The organism is Massilia sp. TWP1-3-3 (genome assembly GCF_049897805.1).
GTDB lineage: Bacteria > Pseudomonadota > Gammaproteobacteria > Burkholderiales > Burkholderiaceae_D > Telluria_A.
The window spans coordinates 26616-42801 of sequence record NZ_JAFCWX010000038.1; the positions used below are offsets into that span (position 1 = coordinate 26616).

The 16186-nt window shown below is 63.7% G+C and carries 13 protein-coding genes and 1 rRNA gene; 11 read left to right on the forward strand and 3 right to left on the reverse strand.

Translation table 11 applies throughout. The features are described 5' to 3' along the window. The first annotated feature begins 23 nt into the window (after window positions 1-23). The 11 genes from ACP7D4_RS24945 to ACP7D4_RS24995 all read left to right on the forward strand — a co-directional run bounded on the left by ACP7D4_RS24945 (window position 24) and on the right by ACP7D4_RS24995 (window position 15295). Entirely contained in the window at window positions 24-797 is a 774-nt protein-coding gene (locus ACP7D4_RS24945; protein WP_426211953.1) for an ABC transporter ATP-binding protein, read from the forward strand. Continuing rightward, a complete protein-coding gene (cobO, locus tag ACP7D4_RS24950; protein WP_426103914.1) occupies window positions 794-1396 on the forward strand; it encodes a cob(I)yrinic acid a,c-diamide adenosyltransferase in 603 nt (200 codons plus the stop codon). The genes ACP7D4_RS24945 and cobO overlap by 4 nt, the downstream gene beginning before the upstream one ends. Next, window positions 1390-2667: a cobyrinate a,c-diamide synthase gene (locus ACP7D4_RS24955; protein WP_426211938.1), complete on the forward strand. Its 1278-nt coding sequence runs from the start codon at window positions 1390-1392 to the stop codon at window positions 2665-2667. Before cobO ends, ACP7D4_RS24955 begins: the two co-directional genes overlap by 7 nt. Continuing rightward, window positions 2664-3209, forward strand: a complete 546-nt coding sequence (gene cobU, locus ACP7D4_RS24960; RefSeq protein ID WP_426211940.1) for a bifunctional adenosylcobinamide kinase/adenosylcobinamide-phosphate guanylyltransferase — start codon at window positions 2664-2666, stop codon at window positions 3207-3209. Before ACP7D4_RS24955 ends, cobU begins: the two co-directional genes overlap by 4 nt. Window positions 3210-3211: 2 nt before the next feature. Then, entirely contained in the window at window positions 3212-4138 is a 927-nt protein-coding gene (gene cbiB, locus ACP7D4_RS24965) for an adenosylcobinamide-phosphate synthase CbiB (protein ID WP_426103917.1), read from the forward strand. Beyond that, the gene (gene cobD / locus ACP7D4_RS24970) at window positions 4131-5114 is read left to right on the forward strand and encodes a threonine-phosphate decarboxylase CobD (RefSeq protein ID WP_426211941.1); all 984 of its coding nucleotides are present in this window, start codon (window positions 4131-4133) and stop codon (window positions 5112-5114) included. Before cbiB ends, cobD begins: the two co-directional genes overlap by 8 nt. Continuing rightward, window positions 5111-6001 (forward strand): cobalamin-binding protein, encoded by an 891-nt coding sequence (locus tag ACP7D4_RS24975; protein ID WP_426103919.1) that lies wholly within the window; start codon window positions 5111-5113, stop codon window positions 5999-6001. The genes cobD and ACP7D4_RS24975 overlap by 4 nt, the downstream gene beginning before the upstream one ends. Further along, window positions 5998-7470 carry a cobyric acid synthase gene (locus ACP7D4_RS24980; protein ID WP_426103920.1) on the forward strand — a complete coding sequence of 491 codons (1473 nt, stop codon included), beginning with the start codon at window positions 5998-6000 and terminating at the stop codon, window positions 7468-7470. The genes ACP7D4_RS24975 and ACP7D4_RS24980 overlap by 4 nt, the downstream gene beginning before the upstream one ends. 207 nt (window positions 7471-7677) lie before the next feature. Further along, window positions 7678-9975, forward strand: coding sequence for an alpha-amylase family glycosyl hydrolase (locus tag ACP7D4_RS24985; protein WP_426211943.1), 2298 nt, complete (start codon window positions 7678-7680; stop codon window positions 9973-9975). Between the two features lie 92 nt (window positions 9976-10067). Beyond that, window positions 10068-14789, forward strand: a complete 4722-nt coding sequence (locus ACP7D4_RS24990; RefSeq protein ID WP_426211945.1) for a carbohydrate binding domain-containing protein — start codon at window positions 10068-10070, stop codon at window positions 14787-14789. Window positions 14790-14974: 185 nt separating this feature from the next. Then, entirely contained in the window at window positions 14975-15295 is a 321-nt protein-coding gene (locus ACP7D4_RS24995) for a hypothetical protein (protein WP_426103923.1), read from the forward strand. On the opposite strand, the gene ACP7D4_RS25000 is transcribed toward ACP7D4_RS24995, so the two are convergent. The 3 genes from ACP7D4_RS25000 to rrf all read right to left on the reverse strand — a co-directional run. Continuing rightward, window positions 15292-15663, reverse strand: coding sequence for an outer membrane beta-barrel protein (locus ACP7D4_RS25000; protein WP_426211946.1), 372 nt, complete (start codon window positions 15661-15663; stop codon window positions 15292-15294). The genes ACP7D4_RS24995 and ACP7D4_RS25000 overlap by 4 nt on opposite strands. Beyond that, a complete protein-coding gene (locus ACP7D4_RS25005; protein ID WP_426103925.1) occupies window positions 15660-15788 on the reverse strand; it encodes a hypothetical protein in 129 nt (42 codons plus the stop codon). Before ACP7D4_RS25005 ends, ACP7D4_RS25000 begins: the two co-directional genes overlap by 4 nt. Window positions 15789-16075: 287 nt before the next feature. Continuing rightward, window positions 16076-16186, reverse strand: a 5S ribosomal RNA gene (gene rrf / locus ACP7D4_RS25010); the annotation flags it as partial.

Genomic DNA, 16186 nt, shown 5'->3' on the forward strand with positions numbered 1-16186 from the left:
GAACCCGCATGATCGAGACCCGCATGATCGAAACCCATTCACTCAGGCTGACCGTGGGCGCGCGCACCCTGGTCGACAAGCTTGACTGGCGCGTCGCCCCCGGCGAATGCTGGTGCATCATCGGGCGCAACGGCGCCGGCAAAAGTACGCTGATGCGCACCCTGGCCGGCCTGCGTGCGCCCGACGGCGGCACAATCTCCATCCTTGGCCGAGCGCTGGCCGACTGGCCGCTCGACGAACTGGCCGCCAAGCGCGCCTTCCTGCCGCAGTCGCGCAGCGACGCCTTCGCCTACAGCGCCATCGAAACCGTGCTGGCCGCGCGCCACCCGTACCACGCCAACCGCTACTGGGAAGGCAGTGACGATTACCTCGTCGCGCGTGACGCCCTGGCATCGATGGAGGTGCTGGACCTGGCCGAGCGCGACGTGCGCACTTTGTCGGGCGGCGAGCGCCAACGCGTGGCAATCGCCGCCATGCTGGCGCAAGATACGCCGCTGCTGCTGCTCGACGAGCCGGCCAACGCGCTCGACCTGGCGCACCAGTCGAGCGTGATGCGGCTCTTGAACCGGCTGTGCCGCGAACAGGGCAAGACCGCCATCATGATCGGGCATGACCTGGGCCACGCGCACCAGGCTTCGTCGCACGCGCTGCTGCTGATGGGCGACGGCGAGTGGCAGGCCGGCCGCGTCGACGACGTCATGCGCGCGCCAACCCTGAGCCGCTACCTGGGCCATCCGATCGAAGTCCTTGAGCACGGCGCGCGCCGGCTCTTTATCCCCGTCGAGGAAACAGAATGACCGATATCAACGAGCGTCACCGGCTGCGCATGGAACGTAAAAAAGCCATCATCGACGAAAAGATCGCCGCCGCCAGCAAGGACATCGGCATCATCATCGTCAATACCGGCAACGGCAAGGGCAAAAGCTCGAGCGGCTTCGGGATGGTGGTGCGCGCAATGGGACACGGCATGAAGGTTGCCGTGGTCCAGTTCATCAAGGGCGCAATGTCGACCGGCGAAGAAAAATTCCTGCGCCGCTTTCCCGATGAAGTGAGCTTTCATGCCATGGGCGAAGGCTACACCTGGGAGACCCAGGACCGCGAGCGCGACATCGCCAAGGCGCAGCAGGCGTGGGAAATGGCGCGCGGCTTCCTGTCCGATCCGGCCATTGGCCTGGTCCTGTTCGACGAACTCAATATCGCGCTCAAATACAAATACCTCGATGTCGAGACCGTCATCGAAGACTTGCTCAAGCGGCCTGACATGCAGCACGTGGTCATCACCGGCCGCGGCGCACCCGAGGAACTGATCGCCATTGCCGATACCGTCACCGAAATGAACGTCGTCAAGCACGCTTTCAAGGCCGGTATCGCCGCGCAGGCGGGCACCGAGTGGTAGGCCACGTCGATGTGCGCGTGCTGCTGGTGTCGGCCGTCGCTTCCGGACAAGGCAAGACCACCGTCACGGCGGCCCTGGCGCGCGCGCTGGTCAAACGCGGCAAGCGGGTGCGGGTGTTCAAGTGCGGCGCCGACTTTATCGACCCGATGCTGCTGGAACGCGCCAGCGGCGCGCCGGTCGGCTCGCTCGACCTGTGGATGGTGGGCCTTGAACAGTGCCAAAGCCAGCTTGCGCAGGCGGCAACCGAGGCCGACGTCATCCTGATCGAAGGCGTCATGGGCCTGTACGACGGTGCGCCGTCGTCGGCCGACCTGGCCAACGCGTTTGGCGTGCCGGTGATGGCAGTGATCGATGCGTCGGCTATGGCGCAAACGGCTGGCGCGCTGGTACAGGGCCTGCGCGATTACGGCCCGGTGGAGATGGCCGGCGTGATCGCCAACCGCGTCGCCGGCCCGGGCCACGCGGCGATGGTGGCGGCATCGCTGCGCGGCATCGCTTTGTTTGCCACGCTGCCGCGCCAGCCGCATGCGCTGCCCGAACGCCATCTCGGCCTGGTGCTGCCGGCCGAAATGGACGACGTCGAGGCACTGCTTGAGCGCCTGGCGCAAGAACTGGTTTTCGACGACGCCGCCTGGGAGTCGCTGCGCACCACCCGCTTTGATCTGCTGCCTGCGCAGCCATTGGCGCCATTGCTGGCGGGCGCAACCATCGCTGTGGCACGCGACGCCGCCTTTGCTTTCCTCTATCCCGCCAACCTGGAAACGCTCACCGGCATGGGTGCGCAGCTGCGCTATTTTTCGCCCTTGGCCGACGAGCCGGTTCCGGCGGGCTCGCACGCCGTGTACCTGCCGGGCGGCTATCCCGAGCTGCATGCTGCAACGCTGTCGAGAGGGCAGCGCTGGATCGCGTCCATCAGGGCCGCTCACGCGAACGGCACGCCCATCGTGGCCGAATGCGGCGGCATGATGGCGCTGGCAGGCACGCTGTCGGCGTGGCCGATGGCGGGTCTGGTACCGGGCGCCGTGGTGATGCAGGAACGGCTGGCCGGCATCGGGCCGCAAGGGCTGGACACGTCGCACGGCGTGCTGCGCGGGCACACCTTTCACTATTCGACACTGACGACCGATCTCATACCCGCAGAGCGCACCATCAAGCATCCGGATGGTGCGGACGGCGAAGCGGTGTACCGTGTCGGCTCGCTGACGGCGTCCTACTTTCACGCCTACTTTCCATCCTGCCCGGCTGCTGTAGCGGCCATGTTTACGAGATGACCACGACACTGGTGCTGGGTGGCGCCCGCTCGGGAAAGAGCGCGTACGCCGAAAAGCTGGCCGTGCAGTCCAGGCGCGAGGTTCTCTACCTGGCGACCGCAAGCGCGGGCGACGCCGAGATGGGGGCGCGCATTGCGCAGCACCGCAGCGAGCGTCCGCAGCACTGGTCAACCGTCGAAGAGCCGCTGCACCTGGCTAGCGCGTTGCAGCGCCATGGCACCGAAGACAATCTGATCCTGGTCGACTGCCTGACACTGTGGCTGTCCAATCTGCTGTTTTACGGTGGCGCGGGCCCGGACGTTGGCGTGATTACCCTGCCCCCACTTTTCATCGAACAGCGCGCGGCATTGCTCGACGCGCTGCACAAGGCGCCGGGTGACGTGGTGCTGGTGTCGAACGAGGTTGGCATGGGCATTGTGCCGATGGGCGCGATGACGCGCTGCTTTGCCGATGAAGCCGGCCGGCTCAATCAAGCCGTCGCGGCAGTATGCGAGCGCGTGGTGTTTGTCGCAGCGGGTTTGCCGCTGACGCTGAAGGCTTAATCATGCTGGCCGACCTGACAATGCTCCAGGTCGCGCTGCTGCTCGTCGGCGGCGTGGCGCTCGACTGCGCGCTCGGTGAAGCGCGGCGCTGGCACCCGCTGGTCGGCTTTGGCCACCTGGCCATGGCGCTCGAACGCCGGCTCAACATACGTGGCCAGCGTTTCTGGCGCGGCATCGCCGCATGGATGCTGGCGGTGCTACCGCTGTCGGCAAGCGCCTTTTTCGCGTGCGGCTTTGGCGGCCTGGCAGTCCACGCGCTGCTGCTGTATTTCAGCCTTGGCTTGCGAAGCCTGCGCGAGCACAACTTGCCGATCGCCCAGGCGCTGTCGCGTGGCGATCTGGGCCAGGCTCGCCTGCTAACTGCGCGCATCGTCAGCCGCGAAACCGCGCATGCCAGCGAAGCGGACCTGGCCAAGGCAAGCACGGAGTCGCTGCTTGAAAACGGCAACGACGCCGTGTTCGGCACGCTGTTCTGGTTCATGGTGGCCGGTGGCGCGGGCGCGCTGCTGTTCAGGCTTGCCAACACGCTGGACGCAATGTGGGGCTATCGCAGCAGCCGCTACGTACAATTTGGCTGCTGCGCCGCGCGCATCGACGATGCACTCAATTTCATCCCGGCCCGCCTCACCGCATTGTCTTATGTGCTGCTGGGCCCTGACCGGAAAGGCGCATGGCGCTGCTGGCGCGAGCAGGCGCCGGCCTGGTCCAGCCCCAATGCAGGCCCGGTCATGGCCAGCGGCGCCGGTGCGCTCGGGGTGTCGCTGGGCGGCGCGGCGACCTATGACGGGGTGCTCGAACAGCGTGCGCCACTCGGGCGGGGACCAGGTGCGCGCGGTCCGGACATTGTCCGCGCCTGGAAACTGGTTCGGGCGACCACTGTCCTGTGGCTGGCATGCGCGTGCCTGGCGGCGGGAGCGCTGCATGCTTGAACACGGCGGCAATCTGCGCGAGGCGGCCAGGCGCTTTGGCCGCGACCTGAGCAGCTGGGTCGACCTGTCGGCCGGGCTCAATCCCCATGGTTACGCGCCGCCGGCGATGGCGCCGTCGACCTGGCATCGCCTGCCCGAGACCGACCCGCAACTGCTGCAGCTGGCATCGCGCTACTACGGGGCGCCATCGCTGATCGCCGTGGCGGGCACGCAGGCGGCGATCCAGGCCTTGCCCCAACTGCGCCCGCCGTCCCGGGTGGTGGTGGCGGCGCCATCGTACGCGGAGCATGCGCACCACTGGGGCCTGCATGGCCACGCGACGCGTGAAGTTCCGTATGACGGCCTGCAAGCTGCGTTGCCGAGGTGCGATGTCATGGTGCTGTGCAATCCGAACAATCCGACCGGCGCGACGGTGCCGTCCGAGCGTCTTTTGATGTGGGCCGAGCACCTGGCAACGCGCGCGGGCTGGCTGGTGGTGGACGAAGCGTTCGCGGACACCGATCCCGCGCTCAGCGTTGCCGCGCGCAGCGGCCAGCCCGGGTTGATCGTGCTGCGGTCGATCGGAAAATTTTTCGGCCTGGCCGGCGCGCGCGTGGGCTTCGTCGCGGCGCAACCGGCGCTGCTGGACAAGCTGGCCGACATGCTCGGACCGTGGACCATTTCCGGCCCTGCGCAGCAGGTCGCCATGGCTGCGCTGGCAGACACCGCGTGGCAGGGGCACACATTACAACAACTCACCGCCGCCGGCCTGCGCCTGCGCCTGCTGCTCGCGCAGCACGGCATTGCTTCGCAAGGGACGGCCCTGTTCCAGTGGTGGCCCGAGCCGCAGGCGCAAGCATTCTGGCGCCATATGGCCGAACGCGGCATCTGGGTGCGCCTGTTTGAGCAAGGGGCGCGCGGCATCCGCCTTGGCCTGCCTCCCGATGAATCAGCATGGCGCCTGCTCGACGCGGCGCTCAACGAATGGAAGCGATGAAAAAACTGAATTTGATTATGGCTGGCGTGGTTGGCGTTGTTGCACTGAACGCGAACGCCGCCATCACCGTCGTCGATGACGACGGCAAGCAAGTCACGCTGCAAAAACCGGCGCTGCGCGTCATCGCCCTGGCGCCGCACGCAACAGAGCTGGTGTACGCTGCCGGCGGCGCCGAGCGCATTGTCGCGGCGGTCGACTATAGCGATTATCCGGAGGCGGCCAAAAAGCTGCCGCGCGTGGGCAACAACCGCCAGGCCGACATGGAACGCATCGCGGCGCTCAAGCCAGACCTGATCGTGGTCTGGATGCACGGCAGTTCGGAGCGCCAGATCGAGCAGATCCGCGCGCTCGGCATTCCGATGTTCCACAGCGAGCCGAAAAAACTGGCGGAGATCCCCGACAGCATCAACCGCATCGGTAAACTAATGGGAACCGAAACCGTGGCCGATGCAGCGGCCGCGGACCTGCGCAGGCAGCTCGCCGCCCTCGCTGCGCGCTATGCAGGCCGTCCGCCCGTGCGCCTGTTTTATCAGGTGTGGGACAAGCCGCTGTACACGCTCAATGGCGGCCATATCGTCAGCGATGCGGTACGCCTGTGCGGCGGTGAAAATATCTACGCGGGCATGACGGTCACCGCGCCCGTGGTAAGTGTTGAATCGGTGCTGGGCGAAGATCCGGAAGCGATCATCAGCACCGGTGAGCGCAGCAAGGAAGATGGCGGCGTCGCGCTCTGGAAGCCCTATACCAGCATGACTGCGGTACGCCGCGACAACCTGTTCCGGGTCGACGGCAACCTGCTCAATCGCGCCGGTCCGCGCATGATCGCCGGCGCCGCCGCCTTGTGCGAGAAACTAGAGCTGGCGCGCCAGCACAGAAAGCAGCCATGACCTTTCCTTTCCATACACTGATGGTCCAGGGGACCACGTCGGACGCGGGCAAAAGCACCGTTGTGGCGGCGCTGTGCCGCCTGCTCAAACAGCGTGGCGTCAAGGTGGTGCCGTTCAAGCCGCAAAACATGGCGCTCAACAGCGCGGTGACGGCGGACGGCGGCGAGATCGGCCGCGCCCAGGCATTGCAGGCGATCGCCGCCGGCCTGGCGCCGCACACGGACATGAATCCGGTGCTGCTGAAACCATCGAGCGACACCGGCGCCCAGGTCGTCATCCACGGCAAGGTGCGCGCCGAAATGAATGCACGCGACTACCACCAGTACAAGACCGTTGCGATGGGCGCGGTGCTGGAATCGTACGCTCGCCTGCGCGCGCAATATGAGGCGGTGATCGTGGAAGGCGCCGGCAGTCCGGCCGAAATCAACCTGCGCGAGCGCGACATCGCTAACATGGGCTTTGCCGAGGCGGTCGACTGCCCTGTGATTCTGGTGGCCGACATTGATCGCGGCGGCGTGTTTGCGCATATCGTCGGCACCTTGTCGTGCCTGTCGCAGAGCGAACGCGACCGCATCGTCGGCTTCGTGATCAATCGCTTCCGCGGCGACATCACCTTGCTTGAGCCGGGCAACCTGTGGCTGGAGCAGCAGACCGGCAAGCCCGTGCTGGCCGTACTGCCATATCTGCAAGGCCTGTTTCTCGATGCCGAGGACGCGGTGCAGCCAGTGCAGGCGTCGCAAGGCGCCTTCAAGATCGTGGTGCCGTCGGTGCCACGTATGAGCAACCATACTGATTTCGACGCGCTGCGCGTGCACCCGGACGTGGACCTGCAGTTCGTGCGCCAGGACCAGGCCAAGGTGCCGTGCGACCTGTTGATCATCCCGGGCAGCAAAAACACGCGCGGCGACCTGGCCTGGCTGCTCGAAGAAGGATGGGGCGACTACATCGCGCGCCACCTGCGCTACGGCGGCAAGGTGATCGGCATTTGCGGCGGCTTTCAGATGCTGGGGCACAGCGTGGACGACCCGCATGGCGTCGAAGGCGCCGCCGGCCAATCGAAGGGCCTGGGCCTGCTCGACATGCACACCATACTCACGCGTGAAAAACACCTGGCGCAGGTAGCGGGCACCTGCGCCTTTGCCGACGGCGCTGCCGTAGCCGGCTACGAGATTCACATGGGCGTCTCGACCGGTGCGGCGCTCGATCTTCCTGCATTCACGATCGACGGCCGTGCCGAGGGCGCGCGCTCGGTCGACGGCCAGGTGCTGGGCAGCTACCTGCACGGCATGTTCGATACGCCCGAGGCCTGCGCCGCACTGCTGCGCTGGGCGGGCCTTGACAGCGAAGCGACGGTCGACACGGCGCAACTGCGCGAAGCGAGCCTGGATCGCATCGCCGAGGCAGCCGTGCCCTTGTACGAGGCACTGTACGCATCCACGCATTCCTTAGTTCAAAAACAACATCCGTAGTAAAACTACCTAAACGATTTGACATTAAAATTGGTCAAGAGTAGATTTCTCTTTGTCTGCTAAAGTAATTTGGTAGTCAAAATACAAAACCGATGACCCCGCAAAGGGGCAACCGCAAACAAGGAGACACGCTTGGAACGCCGCACACGGGCAAGGATGGCTCACGCCCCTGCCCTGGCGAGCCGCGCGTGCGAAGAGGAGACAACCATGTACTTTCGCCGCACCCTCACGTCGGCCGTATTCGGCTGCGCGCTGCTCGCCAGCCCTGCCCACGCCGCCGTCAACCCCGGCAAGCTTGGCGCCAGCTACGACGCCACCCGGGCCAATGTCGCCTTCAAGGTGTATTCAAGCCGCGCCACCCGGATCGAGCTTTTCCTCTACAGCAGCGCCACCGGCTCCGAAGAAAAGGCGCGCTACGTATTGAGCCCTGGCGCGGGCGGCGTGTGGAGCACCAGCCTTGCTGTCGCCACCTTGAACAGCCGCGGCCTGACCGGCACGCTGTACTACGGCTACCGCGCCTGGGGGCCGAACTGGCCGTACAGCGCAAGCTGGGTCAAAGGCTCGGCCACTGGTTTTGCCAGCGACGTTGACGCCAGCGGCAACCGCTTCAACCCCAACAAGCTGCTCACCGATCCTTACGCGCTCGAGATGAGCCACGACCCGGTCACGGCCACGATGAGCAACGGCACCGTGTACGCCAGCGGCGCCTTGTACCGCACCATCGACACTGGCGCGATTGCGCCGAAGGGCATTGTGCTGGCGGGCGACACGCAGTCGACCGGCGCCAAACCCACGCGCGCGCTGAAGGACGATATCGTCTACGAAGTGCAGGTTCGCGGCCTGACCAAAAACGACACGGCGCTCACCAGCGCCTACCGCGGCACCTATAAGGGCGCCGGCCTGAAAGCGCCCTACCTGGCCAGCCTGGGCGTGACCGCCGTCGAATTCTTGCCGGTGCAGGAAACCCAGAACGACACCAACGACAACGATCCCAACACGAACGCGGGCGACAATTATTGGGGCTACATGACGCTCAATTATTTTGCGCCCGACCGCCGCTATGCCTACGACAAAACGCCGGGCGGCCCGACGCGCGAATTCAAGGAAATGGTCAAGGCCTTCCACGACCAGGGCATCAAGGTGCTGATCGACGTGGTCTACAACCACACCGGCGAAGGCGGCGCCTGGAACCCTGCCGACAAGACCACCTACAACATCTACGGCATGCGCGGGCTGGACAATCCGACCTACTACAGCTTGACCGCCGACCAGCAGGCATCGTGGGACAACACCGGCGTGGGCGGCAACTACAACACGCGCAACCTGGTGGCGCAGAACCTGATCGTCGATTCGCTCGCCTACTGGCGCGACAAGCTGGGCGTGGACGGTTATCGCTTCGATCTCGCCTCGGTGCTGGGCAACACGTGCCAGCATGGCTGCTACAACTTCGACAAGATGGACGCGGGCAATGCGCTCAACCGCATCGTGTCCGAACTGCCGCCCCGGCCGGCGGGCGGCGGCAGCGGGGTCGACCTGATTGCCGAACCCTGGGCAATAGGGGGCAACAGCTACCAGGTGGGCGGTTTTCCGACCGGCTGGGCTGAATGGAACGGCGCCTACCGCGACACGCTGCGCCAGATGCAAAACAAGCTCGGTTCGGCGCCTGTCACGCCGGGCCAGTTGGCGGCGCGCCTTGCCGGTTCAAGCGACCTGTTTGGGGACGATGGCCGCAAAAGCTGGCACTCGGTGAACTTCATCACTGCGCATGACGGTTTTACGCTCAAGGACCTGTATGGCTGCAACGGCAAGAACAACAGCCAGGCCTGGCCGCTTGGCCCGAGCGATGGCGGCGAGGACAATAACAACAGTTGGGACCAGGGCGGCATTGCAGCGGACCAGCGCAAGGCGGCGCGCAACGGCATGGCGTTGATGATGTTGTCGGCCGGCGTGCCGATGATCGTCGGCGGCGACGAAGCGCTGCGCAGCATCAACTGCAATAACAACCCTTACAACCTCGATTCCAGCGCCAACTGGCTAAGCTGGACCTTGAGCGCGGACCAGGCCAATTTCAAGGCCTTCAGCGCGGCCATGATGGCGTTTCGCAAGGCGCATCCGGCGCTGCGGCCGGCAAATTTCTATTCAAGCGCCGACAACAATGGCAACGCCATGGAGCAGCTGCGCTGGTTCAAGCCGGACGGCGCGGTGGCCGACGCGACCTATTTCAACGACGCCAGCAACCACGCGCTGGCATGGCGCCTCGACGGCACCGAATTGGGCGACACGGCTGCGGCCATCTACGCCGCCCACAACGCATGGAACGCGCAGGTCAACTTCGCACTGCCATGGCCGGGCGCGGGCAAAAGCTGGTACCGGGTGACCGATACCTGCAACTGGGCTGAAGGCGCATCACAAGTGCGCGCGCCAGGCTTTGAAGACGCCGTCGGCGGCGAAAACGCCAGCTACGGCTTGTGCGCACGCGGCACTGTGCTGTTGATCGCCAGGTAGACCATCCGGCGCAGCGCTGCTGAGCCTCACCACTGAACATTTTCCCGGCGCCGCCGGGAGGATACCGCACATCCATTTTTAGGAGCAAGTTCATGCATCTTCGTAAAAAACCGCTGGCGCTGTGCCTGGCCGCCGCCTTTGCCGTCGCCCTGCCCGCCGCTGCCGGTACCATTCCGGCAGCGCACGTGTATCACAACCACATGCCGAACTTCTGGCCGTTTTACGCCGTTGACGTCGTGGCCAAGTACAACGCCACCGCGCTCGGGGCCCCGGTGCGCTACCTGTACGACGGTGAAGTCATCAACATGAAAGTCAATCCGCCGCCGGGGTACAGCTACTTTTTGCCGGCGGCGCAAGGGGGCAGCATCATGCCGCACGACGACCTGGTGACCTACTATTCGCCGGACGCCAAGACCGGCGCCTACCAGTACTGGCCGATGCAGGTCGCCAATGAGATGCAGTCCTTCTCGGGCGCCAAGGGCCAGGTGCACGTAACGATGTCGGGCGCGGTAATCAACAACGTGCAAAGCATGTCGACACTTGGCAATGTGGCGGGTTACTCGAATCCGAACTGGGGGCAGAGCTGGGCAAACACCTTCAGCACGCTCAAGACCACCAACAACTTCCGCACGCTCGACACCATCCACTTCACGGGCCACCATTCGATGGGACCTCTGGTCGGGCCGGAGTACTTCCTCAAGGAGCTAATTTACCAGAACGCGACGCTGGCGCAGCCCTACTTTTTGGGCGGGAACTTCGTCTCGTCGAAAGGCTATTTTCCGACCGAGCTTGGGTTTTCGGACCGCCTGATTCCCACGCTGGCCAAGCTGGGCGTGCAGTGGTCGGTCCTGGGGAACAACCACCTCTCGCGCACGCTCAAGGATTATCCGTACGCGACCTACGACGCGACCGGCGACACCCTGACGTCGCCGCCCAACCGCGCCGATCTGCGCAACACGTCCACCGTGGGTAGCTGGGTCGCGGCAGGCATGGCGCATGAACAGCAAAACATCGTCAACAAATTCCCCTTCGCGTCCACCCCGCACTGGGTGCGCCACGTGGATGCGGCCACCGGGGCGGTGACCAAGATCGCCGGTGTGCCGGTGAGCCAGAACGGTTCCTGGCTCGAAGGCTGGGAAGGCTCGACAACGGTCGATGAAATCGCACCGTACGCGGCGATCGAACCGCGCCAGTTTTTTGTCGTCGCGCACGACGGCGACAATGCGGGCGGGCGCGCCGGCGCGCTGAGCACCTGGCAGGCAGGCCACGGCACCACCTGCACCGGCACCGGCTACTGCCTGGGCATCGACGAATACCTGCGCGCCAAGCCGATTCCCGCCACCGACATCGTGCACGTGCAGGACGGTTCCTGGGTCGACACGCGCGACTCGTCGTCCGACCCCACCTGGTATCACTGGCACCTGCCTTTCCTGATCTGGAAAGGCCAGTTCCCGGAATTTAATCGCGTGAACGGCTTGAACCTCACGCCCAAGACCAATCTGAAAGGCTTGCAGGAAGGCGCCACGGTCTCGTTTGAATATGGCTGGCACTACCTGGAGCGCAATTTCGCGCTGCTGCAAGCCTCGCTCAACTACGCCAAGACGGCCGAGCAGGTATGGCTCGACGCCCACCCGACGCACTGGAAGCCGACTACGGCACTTGACAGCCAGGTCACCCACGCGGGCAACCAGCTCAATCCATGGATGATGTCGTATCCGGTCAAGGGCAACCCTGCAGCGGACTACGCGGGCGGCGCCAACCCGGCCGAACTGGCCTGGTACTTCATGCTGCCGGCGATGGATTCGGGCTTTGGCTACTATGATGAAAACAAGGACGACAGCGTCAAGCCTACGCTGGCGTTCAACAATTCGCTGGCGTTTTCCAAGCCTTACGTGCAGGCCAACCTGGCCAATGACCGCACCGGCCCGTCGGCCTGGTGGCCGCAGCGCTATCCGTACAATCCGGGATCGGTGAACGGCTCCAAGGCCGAGGGATGGACCGTCCAGCACTACAGCAACGACTTTGGCATCTATACCTACGCGTATGACGTCTCGGGCATTGCGAGCGCGCGCGTGATGGTGCGGGTGCACGCCACCAACACCATCGACGCGACCGACGACGCCTACAAAGTCTACGATCCGGCGGCGCTGGCGGGCACGCCCGGGCTGTCGATCAACACTGCCAGTGTCGGCGCCTGGCGCCCGTACACAATGCAGGTGCGCGACCTGCAGGCCGACATGAATGGCGTTGCATGGAATGCAGCCACGCGCGACACGCTGGCCGTACTGCCGGCGCAGGAGAGCGGCGACCTGTATTACGCGTATCTGTCGGACTTTCGCAACCAGCTGCTCGACTACTACATCGAGCTGACCGACGCCAAGGGCAATGTCACCAAAACCGAGATCCAGCAAGTGTTTGTCGGCGCCGGAAAATACCGCGCCACGACTACGGGCTCAGGGTTTGTCGAGGATATCAACGGCACGGTGCCGGGCGTGTATCCCTTCCTCGTGATTGACAGCTCGCCGCCAGGCATGCCGGGCGCACCGGCCAGCACGCGCGTCACCGACCGCTCGGTCACGCTGACATGGCCGGCCGCAACGGACAACGTCGCCGTCACCGGCTATCGCGTCTACCGCAACGGCGCCCTGGTGGGAACCACCGCCGGCGTGGGCTTTACCGACAGCGGCTTGACCGCGTCGACCGCCTACAGTTACGCCGTGCTGGCGTTTGACGCGGCGGGCAACCAGTCGGCCAAGGGACCCGCACTTGCCGTCACCACGCTTGCACCGGACACGGTGGCGCCGACCACGCCGGGGCAGCCGGCGGGATCGGCCATCACGTCCAGCACACTGACGCTGAGCTGGAGCGCGGCCACCGACAACTACGGCGTCAGCCAGTATCTGGTCAAGCGCGACGGCACGCAGGTGGCCACAAGCACCGGCACCACCTTCAATGACAGCGGTTTGAATCCATCCACCGCCTACAGCTACGCCATCGTGGCGCAAGACAGCGCGGGCAACATGTCGCCGGCATCGGTGGCGCGCGTGGTCACGACCGCTGCGGGCAATGTGGCGCGCATCTACTACAAGCTGGGCGCCGGCTGGAGCACGGCTAATATGCATTACGCACCGAACGGCGGCACCTGGACGGCCGTTCCCGGCTTGCCAATGCCGTCCGCCTGCGCGGGCTGGAGCGTCTTGACGGTTAACCTCGGCAGCGCGACCGGTTTGCTGGCGGCCTTTAACAATGGCGCAGGCAGCTGGGACAGCAACGGCGGCAAGAACTACCCGCTTGGCACCGGCATTTCAGATGTTGAAAACGGCGGCGTATCGGTGGGTGTGAATCCATGTAACGTCGATACGACCGCGCCTTCAACTCCGGCCGGCGTGGCAGGCAGCCCGGTCGACGCCAATACCGTCAGCCTGGCGTGGAATGCGTCGACCGACAATGTGGGCGTAAGCGGCTACTACGTCTACCGCAACGGCGCGCTGATCGCCACCGTGGCCAATGGCACCGGCTACGTCGACAATACGGTGGCGCCATCGACCACCTACAGCTACACGGTCAAGGCGTTCGATGCCGCGGTCAATGTGTCGGGCTTGAGCGCTGCGGCCAGCGTGACCACGCCGGCCAAGGTGGACACGCAGGCGCCAACGGTGCCGGCGGGCCTGGTCAAGTCGGGCACCACCGACAGCGCAACGACCATCAGCTGGAATGCGTCGACCGACAACGTCGGCGTCAACGCCTACCTGGTGCTGCGCAACGGCGTGCAGATTGGCAGCACTGCCGCCACCAGCTTTAATGACACGGGTCTGGCTCCATCGACGCTATACACCTATAGCGTCAAGGCGCGCGATGCAAGCGGCAATACCTCCGCGGCCAGCGCGGGATTAAGCGTGACCACGACTGCGGCGGGCGGCAACACGGCAACGGTGTATTACAAGAACACCGCCAACTGGAGCACCGTCGATATGCACTTTGCCCCAACCGGCGGCAACTGGACGGCAGTGCCCGGCGTGCCGATGACGACCGCCTGCACCGGGTGGAAGTCGAAGACCCTGTCGCTCGGTGCGGCGTCGGGACTGCAGGCAGCGTTTAACAATGGCGCGGGAACCTGGGATAGCCGGGGCGGCGCGAACTATACGCTGGGCACGGGACTGTCGGCGGTCAGCTCGGGTGTCGTTACCCTCGCAGATCCGTGCACGGGTGACGATGCAACGGCGCCATCGACGCCGACGGCGCTTGCAAGCAGCAATCTAGGCGCCAGTTCGGTGGGCCTCGCATGGACGCCGTCCACCGACAACGTGGGCGTCACGGGTTATCGGGTGTTGCGCAACAACGTGCTTGTTGGAACCACGGCGGCGGCTAGTTATACCGACAGTGGCTTGACGGCGGCCACCGCGTACAGCTATGCGGTACAGGCATACGACGCCATGGGCAATTTGTCGGCGGCCAGCGCTGCGCTCGCAGTGACAACAACCGGCTCCGGTTGCCAGGTGCGCTTTACCACGGCCAATGCCAACACGGTTGCGGGCCAGACGCTGCGGGTCGTGGGCAATCAGTCGGCCATCGGCAACTGGGCACCAGCGAGCAGCTTTGGGCTGGCGATTCAGGGCAGTGGCGCGAACGTGCCTTGGAGCGGCACTGTGACACTGCCGCCAAGTACTGTGGTTCAATACAAATATGTGAAATGGAACGGCGCGACCGCGACCTGGGAAAGTAATCAGACAACGGTCTCGGGCAATAGGGAAATGACGACGCCTGCGTCGTGCAGCACAGTGATTGATCGCAACGACGGCAGTTTCAAGCCGTAGGTATTATGCGACAGGCGTGCCGGTTAACGCCTTCGCAAGCGAGTCACGCGGTCTAGCAGGCAGTTGGAAGCTGCTAGACCAATCCAGAGCGGCGAGCGTCGAGTACACTCGACAGAACGCGCATGAGGTGACTTAGCCAGTGCCCAATCAATCGAGCGTATAAAAATTTTCTTATCGGGAAATATATGGCGAACGTTATTGAAGAATATGCCAAATTGGTCGCACGCTACTGTGTGAAGGAAGGTAGTGAATCAGGGCAGATGTTCGGGAAAGCCTGCATCAAGGTCAATGGCAAGGCATTTGTGGCACAGCACAAAGATTGGGTAGTATTTAAACTGTCGGGCGAGCATCATCGCAACGCCCTGGGGCTCGAAGGAGCTGTACTCTGGGACCCGTCCGGTAAAGGTCGTCCGATGAAAGAATGGGTAGCAGTGCCGGCAATGTCTCGCCAGCACTTTCCAAACCTTGCCTTGGCCGCGTACGATTACGTCGCTGCCGGTGCCTAGAAGCCGAATGCCACGCCAACACCGAAGTTAGTCAAGTCGCTGCTTGGGCGTTGGATTTCAGCACGGGCCGAGATACTTGGAGTAAACGCGTAGGTAGCGCCGACGCCAACCAAGACACCGTTGCTTGGCGAAAAGTTTTCACATAAAAGAAACTTGCCAGCGCCACAGCTGTGTCGTACCTTCACGTCGTTGTAACCAAGACGAGCAAACACGCGGAAGCCATTGCTCAGCGGCTGCGAACCGACGACCGAGATAGCGCTCTGGTCGATATCCGGCGTTGAAGGAACGAAAGCATTTAAAGACCGGTAACTGCCTTCTACTGCGAAGTTGGTATGGAACTGATAGCCAACGAATACGCCAACACTCAAACCGTTTTCCAGGCCTTCGATTCTGGTCCTGCCACTGTCACGCCCGCATAAAATTTAGGTGCATCTGCTGCGAACGACGACGAAGCGATAACGGCCAGGGCAGCTGCAATGACTTTCTTCAACATGGCATTTCCTTTGAGAGTAATTTATAGGGACGAGGAGATTTTCTTCGTCGCAAGCGAATATTTTACTCTATATTAACAAATAGTTAATAGGTACCTATAGCTCTATGTGAATTTTTGAAAAACCCGACATTTCTGCGGCTTTTCTCTTTTGGGGCCTGCAGCGACGGTAACGGGACGCAAGCATGGCGGATTTCATCCGCCCTAAGGGTACGCGCTGACGTTTTGACTGGGTGGATTTGCGGACGAAAAAAAACCCCACATTTCTGCGGGGTTTTTTAATATAACTAGCCTGACGATAACCTACTTTCACACTGGTTGCAGCACTATCATCGGCGTAATATCGTTTCACGGTCCTGTTCGGGATGGGAAGGGGTGGTACCGATTTACTATGGTCATCA

What these genes read in the sequence shown, in the direction of transcription:
- ACP7D4_RS25005 (WP_426103925.1), bottom strand. Translation starts at nt 15,788, where the DNA reads ATGTTGAAGAAAGTCATTGCAGCTGCCCTGGCCGTTATCGCTTCGTCG.
- cobU (WP_426211940.1), top strand. Translation starts at nt 2,664, where the DNA reads ATGACCACGACACTGGTGCTGGGTGGCGCCCGCTCGGGAAAGAGCGCG.
- ACP7D4_RS24990 (WP_426211945.1), top strand. Translation starts at nt 10,068, where the DNA reads ATGCATCTTCGTAAAAAACCGCTGGCGCTGTGCCTGGCCGCCGCCTTT.
- ACP7D4_RS24945 (WP_426211953.1), top strand. Translation starts at nt 24, where the DNA reads ATGATCGAAACCCATTCACTCAGGCTGACCGTGGGCGCGCGCACCCTG.
- ACP7D4_RS24985 (WP_426211943.1), top strand. Translation starts at nt 7,678, where the DNA reads ATGTACTTTCGCCGCACCCTCACGTCGGCCGTATTCGGCTGCGCGCTG.
- cobD (WP_426211941.1), top strand. Translation starts at nt 4,131, where the DNA reads ATGCTTGAACACGGCGGCAATCTGCGCGAGGCGGCCAGGCGCTTTGGC.
- cobO (WP_426103914.1), top strand. Translation starts at nt 794, where the DNA reads ATGACCGATATCAACGAGCGTCACCGGCTGCGCATGGAACGTAAAAAA.
- ACP7D4_RS24975 (WP_426103919.1), top strand. Translation starts at nt 5,111, where the DNA reads ATGAAAAAACTGAATTTGATTATGGCTGGCGTGGTTGGCGTTGTTGCA.
- cbiB (WP_426103917.1), top strand. Translation starts at nt 3,212, where the DNA reads ATGCTGGCCGACCTGACAATGCTCCAGGTCGCGCTGCTGCTCGTCGGC.
- ACP7D4_RS24980 (WP_426103920.1), top strand. Translation starts at nt 5,998, where the DNA reads ATGACCTTTCCTTTCCATACACTGATGGTCCAGGGGACCACGTCGGAC.
- ACP7D4_RS24995 (WP_426103923.1), top strand. Translation starts at nt 14,975, where the DNA reads ATGGCGAACGTTATTGAAGAATATGCCAAATTGGTCGCACGCTACTGT.